Origin of the sequence: Streptomyces sp. NPDC056224 (assembly GCF_042267665.1) — a bacterium.
Classification (GTDB): domain Bacteria; phylum Actinomycetota; class Actinomycetes; order Streptomycetales; family Streptomycetaceae; genus Streptomyces.
On sequence record NZ_JBHJTK010000023.1, the window covers coordinates 109216 to 115452 of the forward strand.

3 protein-coding genes, 1 tRNA gene and 1 pseudogene are annotated in these 6237 nt (G+C 71.8%); 3 read left to right on the forward strand and 2 right to left on the reverse strand.

Features of this window, described 5'->3' with window-relative positions:
- Positions 1-31: 31 nt before the first annotated feature.
- Positions 32-1660, forward strand: a complete 1629-nt coding sequence (locus tag ACFCZ1_RS24685) for a succinic semialdehyde dehydrogenase (protein WP_376680430.1) — start codon at positions 32-34, stop codon at positions 1658-1660.
- Between the two features lie 9 nt (positions 1661-1669).
- Complete coding sequence (locus ACFCZ1_RS24690) at positions 1670-3490, forward strand: GMC oxidoreductase (protein WP_376680431.1); 1821 nt, start codon at positions 1670-1672, stop codon at positions 3488-3490.
- 453 nt (positions 3491-3943) lie between these two features.
- On the opposite strand, the gene ACFCZ1_RS24695 is transcribed toward ACFCZ1_RS24690, so the two are convergent.
- Positions 3944-4207, reverse strand: a complete 264-nt coding sequence (locus ACFCZ1_RS24695; protein ID WP_376680432.1) for a chorismate mutase — start codon at positions 4205-4207, stop codon at positions 3944-3946.
- A 297-nt stretch (positions 4208-4504) separates the two neighbouring features.
- On the opposite strand from ACFCZ1_RS24695, the pseudogene guaA reads away from it, so the two are divergent.
- Positions 4505-6073: pseudogene (gene guaA / locus ACFCZ1_RS24700) on the forward strand (glutamine-hydrolyzing GMP synthase); the annotation flags it as partial.
- Here the strand turns inward: guaA and ACFCZ1_RS24705 are convergent.
- Positions 6024-6134: transfer RNA gene (locus ACFCZ1_RS24705), tRNA-Tyr, on the reverse strand. The pseudogene guaA and the gene ACFCZ1_RS24705 sit on opposite strands and share 50 nt — an antisense overlap.
- Between the last annotated feature and the right edge of the window lie 103 nt (positions 6135-6237).

The window sequence follows — 6237 nt, forward strand, 5'->3', positions numbered from 1 at the left end:
AAAGGCTCCCGGGCGGAATACGCTCACCGCCATGACGGACTCGCAGGCCCCGGCCCCCCTCCGCACCGCACCGGAACCCACCAACCCGGTCGCCCCGGCCCCGGCCGGTGCCCGCACCGCCGCCGACGTGGTGACCCCCGACCTGATCGCCCGCCTCACCCGCGGGGTGATCGGCTCCGGCCGGACCGCCAACCACACCCCCTTCACCGGAGACCGGCTGGCCGAGCTCCCCGAGGCCACCCCCGAGGACGTCGCCGAGGCCTTCGGCCGGGCCCGCGCCGCCCAGCCCGCCTGGGCCGCCCTCCCCGTACGCAAGCGGGCCGCGGTCCTGCTGCGCTTCCACGACCTCGTCCTCGCCCGGCAGGCCGAGATACTCGACCTCATCCAGCTGGAGACCGGCAAGGCGCGCCTGCACGCCCACGAGGAGGTCCAGGCGGTCGCCGTCGCCGCCCGCCACTACGGCCGCAAGGCCTCCTCGTACCTGCGCCCCAAGGGCCACACGGGCGCCATGCCCACCCTCACCAAGGTCACCGAGCTGCGCCAGCCGCGCGGGGTCGTCGGCCAGATCGCGCCCTGGAACTACCCGCTCGAACTGTCCGTCGGAGACGCCCTGCCCGCCTTCGTGGCGGGCAACGCGCTCGTCATGAAGCCCGACACCGAGACCGCGCTGACCGCCCTGTGGGCCCGTGACCTGCTGATCGAGGCGGGGCTGCCCGCTGAGGTCTTCCAGATCGTCCTCGGCGAGGGCCCGGTCGTCGGCCCCGAGGTGGTCCGGCACGCCGACTACGTCTCCTTCACCGGTTCCACCCGTACCGGCCGCGAGGTCGCCCGGGGCGCGGCCGACCGCCTCATCGGGGTCACCCTCGAACTCGGCGGCAAGAACGCGATGCTGGTGCTGCACGACGCCGACATCGAGAAGGCCGCCGCGGGCGCCGTCCGCGCCTGCTTCTCCTCCGCGGGCCAGCTGTGCATCTCCATCGAGCGGCTCTACGTCCACGCCTCGATCGCCGACGCTTTCGTGGCCCGCTTCGCCGCCCGGACGAAGGCGATGCGCCTCGGCAAGTCCCTCGCCTACGGCGCCGACATGGGGTCGCTGGTCGGCGAGCGCCAGCTGGAGACCGTACAGCGGCACGTGGACGAGGCCGTCGCCAAGGGCGCCACCCTCGTCGCCGGCGGCACCGCCCGCCCCGACATCGGCCCGCTCTTCTACGAGCCCACCATCCTCGACGGCGTCGAGGCGCCCATGGCGGTGTGCGGCGAGGAGACCTTCGGCCCGGTCGTCTCGATCTACCGCTTCACCGACGAGGACCAGGCGATCGCCGACGCCAACGCCACCGCCTACGGCCTGAACTCCAGCGTCTGGACCAAGGACTCCCGCCGCGGCCACGCCGTCGCCGCCCGCCTGCGCACCGGCACCGTCAACATCAACGAGGGCTACGCCCCCGCCTACGGCAGCGCCCAGGCGCCCATGGGCGGCATGAAGGACTCCGGCCTCGGCCGCCGTCACGGCTCCGAGGGCATCCTCAAGTACACCGAGGCCCAGACCGTCGCCCACCAGCGGCTGCTTCCGATGGCGCCCTCGCTGGGCATGGACGACGAGAAGTACGCGGCGTTCATGACCCGCAGCCTCAAGGTCATGAAGGCTCTCCGACTGCGCTAAGGGGTACCCGTGTCGCACGACGACGCACACGACGACGACGCACACGACGACGACGCATACGACTACGACGTCATCGTCATCGGATCGGGTTTCGGAGGGTCGGTCTCGGCCCTGCGCCTGACCGAGAAGGGCTACCGGGTCGGCGTCCTGGAGGCCGGCCGCCGGTTCACCCGCGAGAGCCTGCCCAAGAACAGCTGGGACCTGCGGAACTACCTGTGGGCCCCGGCCCTCGGGCTGTACGGGATCCAGCGGATCCACCTGCTCGGCAACGTCATAGTGCTCGCGGGCGCCGGCGTGGGCGGCGGCTCGCTCAACTACGCCAACACCCTGTACGTGCCGCCCACCGCCTTCTTCGAGGACCGGCAGTGGGCGTCGATCACCGACTGGCACGAGGAGCTCGCCCCGTACTACGACCAGGCCAAGCGGATGCTCGGCGTGCGCCTCAACCCGACCATGACCCCCTCCGACGTCCACCTCAAGGCGGCCGCCGAGAAGATGGGCGTGGCGGACTCCTTCCACATGGCCCCGGTCGGCGTGTTCTTCGGGGACGGCGCGGACGCCGGGGGCGACTGCGCTGCCCGCCCCGGCCAGGAGGTCCCCGACCCGTACTTCGGCGGCGCCGGCCCCGCCCGCAGGGCCTGCACCGAGTGCGGCGAGTGCATGACCGGCTGCCGGCACGGCGCGAAGAACACCCTGAACGAGAACTACCTGCACCTCGCCGAGCGCGCGGGCGCCGTCATCCACCCCATGACCACGGTCACCGCGCTCTCCGAACACCCCGAGGGCGGCCACCGGGTCCGTACGGTCCCCACCGACGGCCGCCGCTCCGGCCGGGCCAAGGTGCTGCGCTCCCGGTACGTGGTCGTCGCGGCGGGCACGTACGGCACCCAGACCCTGCTGCACACGATGAAGGACCTGGGCGAGCTGCCGGAGATCTCGGAGCGGCTCGGCGACCTGACCCGGACCAACTCGGAGGGCCTGGTCGGCGCGCAGACCGACGACCGCCGCTACCGCAAACGGCACGGCGCCGACCGGCGGGCCGACTTCACCCGGGGCGTGGCGATCACGTCCTCGGTGCACCCCAACGCCGACACCCACATCGAGCCCGTCCGCTACGGCAAGGGCTCCAACGCGATGGGGTTCATGACCATCCTCCAGGTGCCCTACGCCAAGCACCGGGTCCGGGCCTGGCTCGCCCGCACCGCCCGCCACCCGGTGCAGCTGCTCCGCTCGCTCTCCAACCACCGCTGGTCGGAGCGGACGATCATCGGCCTGGTCATGCAGTCGCTGGACAACTCCCTGACGACCTACCGCAAGCCCGGCGGGATCGGGAAGGGCCTGCTGACCGCCCGACAGGGCCACGGCGCCCCGAACCCGGTGCAGATCGCGGAGGCCACCCAGGCCGCGACGCTGCTCGCCGAGGAGATCAACGGCTTCCCGGGCAGCAACGTCGGCGAGCTGATGGGGACCCCGCTGACCGCGCACTTCCTCGGCGGCTGCCCGATCGGCGCCTCTGCGCGGGAGGGCGTGGTGGACCCGTACCACCGGCTCTACGGGCACCCGGGGATCTCGGTGGTGGACGGTGCGGCGGTCTCCGCGAACCTCGGGGTCAACCCGTCGCTGACGATCACGGCGCAGGCCGAGCGGGCGATGTCGTACTGGCCGAACAAGGGCGAGCGGGACCCGCGGCCGCAACAGGGGGCGGGTTACGTGCGCCTCGCGGCGGTGGAGCCGGTCCGTCCGGCCGTCCCGAAGGAGGCGTTCGGCGCGCTGCGGCTGCCGTTCCTGGCGGTTCCGGAGGTCCCGCCGAAGGCCGTGGACCCGGCCTGACGACCGGGTCGGTACCGCGCTCCCCCTCCGAGCGCGGTACCCACCGCGGTACATGAGTGACAGGCAGTCGGTACGGATGGTTGTACCGGAATCCCCCGGCCCGGGCTGTGGTGTCGATCACACAGCGAAGTGTGCATGTGCGACGCGAGGGGGCTGACGGGGCCGGGGGGACCGGGGGCGGGGGCGGGACCGGGACCGGGGGCGGAACGCGGAACGGCCGGCCCGGGGCGTCCCCCGGGCCGGCCGTCCCCTACGGGGTGACCGGGCTGCTGTCCCCTGCCGTCCGGTCACGCGAGGGAGCGAGGTCCCACGACGCACGTCCCACGGGGTGTGCGTCTCATCGCTCCGGCGGAGCCACGCGTGGTGCTGCGGTCCCGCGCCTGGCTGGCGCGGACATCCTCACCAACGAAGGACCCGGGACCCGGTCACGGGCCGGACGGGTGACGAACACCCTCAGACGCGGCCCCGGCACAGCTCCAGCAGCGTCATGGCCAAGGTCGTGCCGGGCTTCCCGAGGGCGTCGCTCCAGTGCGAGAGCACCTCCATCTCGCGCGACAGGTGCACCCGGCGGCCGCCGGAGGTGATCCGGGCCTCCTGGATGACCGTCGAGACGGCCATGCGCTCCTGGATCAGGCCGATGATCCGGTCGTCGAGGGCGTCGATGCGCGCGCGGGAGTCGGCGATCAGCTGCTCGGGGGTGGTGGTGGTCGTGTTCACGGTCGGTCTCCTGTCGGGTGGGGGCCCACAGGTCCGGGGAACGCCAGAGCGCCCCGGTCCTGTCGGACCGGGGCGCTCTGGGAAGTCAGCGGCTCAAGCGAGCATCACGAGGACCCATGGCGACCGGACCGGCCGGTGCCATAGGTAAAGAGGAAGCTCAGCTGCTTGCGCATGAAGGGGATTATGGCCTTCCGCCCCCCTCCCGGCCAACCGGGTTCGGATGGTGAGACGAAGAGGTGTGCGCGTCCCCCGTTAGAATCGACAGAACAGCCACCTCTTCCGCCGGAAGGCCGCCCCGTGCCAGAAGCACCCTCCGCCGCCCACGACAGCGCCCCGGACACGGTTCTCGTCGTCGACTTCGGCGCCCAGTACGCCCAGCTCATCGCCCGCCGCGTCCGCGAGGCACGGGTCTACAGCGAGATCGTGCCGAGCTCGATGCCCGTCGACGAGATGCTGGCCAAGAACCCCAAGGCGATCATCCTCTCCGGCGGCCCGTCCTCGGTGTACGAGGAGGGCGCCCCGCGCCTCGACCGTTCCCTGTTCGAGGCCGGTGTCCCCGTCTTCGGCATGTGCTACGGCTTCCAGCTGATGGCGACCACCCTCGGCGGCCAGGTCGACAACACCGGCGCCCGCGAGTACGGCCGCACCCCGCTGGCCGTCTCCAAGACCGGCTCCACCCTCTTCGAGGGCACCCCGGCGCAGCAGTCGGTGTGGATGTCCCACGGCGACGCCTGCTCCGCCGCCCCCGAGGGCTTCACCGTCACCGCGTCGACCGACGTCGTCCCGGTCGCGGCCTTCGAGAACGACGAGAAGAAGCTGTACGGGGTCCAGTACCACCCCGAGGTCATGCACTCCACGCACGGCCAGCAGATCCTGGAGCACTTCCTCTACCGCGGTGCCGGCCTGGCCCCCACCTGGACCACCGGCAACATCGTCGAGGAGCAGATCGCCGCCATCCGCGAGCAGGTCGGCGACAAGCGCGCCATCTGCGGCCTCTCCGGCGGCGTGGACTCCGCGGTCGCGGCGGCCCTCGTGCAGAAGGCCATCGGCTCGCAGCTGACCTGCGTGTACGTCGACCACGGTCTGATGCGCAAGGGCGAGACCGAGCAGGTCGAGAAGGACTTCGTCGCCGCCACCGGCGTGCAGCTGAAGGTCGTCGACGCGCAGGAGCGCTTCCTGAACGCGCTGGCCGGGGTCTCCGACCCGGAGACCAAGCGCAAGATCATCGGTCGCGAGTTCATCCGCGTCTTCGAGCAGGCCCAGCTGGAGATCCTCCAGGAGGACGGCCCCGCGGTCGCCTTCCTCGTGCAGGGCACCCTGTACCCGGACGTCGTAGAGTCCGGCGGCGGCACCGGCACCGCGAACATCAAGTCCCACCACAACGTGGGCGGCCTCCCCGACGACATCGAGTTCGAGCTCGTCGAGCCGCTGCGCCAGCTGTTCAAGGACGAGGTCCGGATGGTCGGCCAGGAGCTCGGCCTGCCCGACGAGATCGTCCAGCGCCAGCCCTTCCCCGGCCCGGGCCTGGGCATCCGCATCGTCGGCGAGGTCACCAAGAAGCGCCTGGACCTGCTGCGCGAGGCCGACGCCATCGCCCGCCACGAGCTCACCGCGGCCGGCCTGGACCGCGAGATCTGGCAGTGCCCGGTCGTCCTGCTCGCGGACGTCCGCAGCGTCGGCGTCCAGGGCGACGGCCGCACCTACGGCCACCCGATCGTGCTGCGCCCCGTCTCCTCCGAGGACGCGATGACCGCGGACTGGACGCGCATGCCGTACGAGGTGCTCGCGCGGATCTCCACCCGCATCACCAACGAGGTGGCGGACGTGAACCGCGTGGTCCTGGACTGCACGAGCAAGCCCCCGGGCCTGGGTAGGCTGAGCCGGCAGATTTACAGTCTGCTCCCTTTGGCCACTCGGGCACACCGCCTCGAACGACGCGTTGGATCTCGTGGTGAGCTCCTTGGCGACGACGTAAACAATACCCGATGGCCAGGGGTGCTCCGCCACCTCATTGATCAGCGCCCGGAGGG

Coding starts and splice junctions, on each gene's coding strand:
- ACFCZ1_RS24685 (WP_376680430.1), top strand. CDS start 32: ATGACGGACTCGCAGGCCCCGGCCCCCCTCCGCACCGCACCGGAACCC.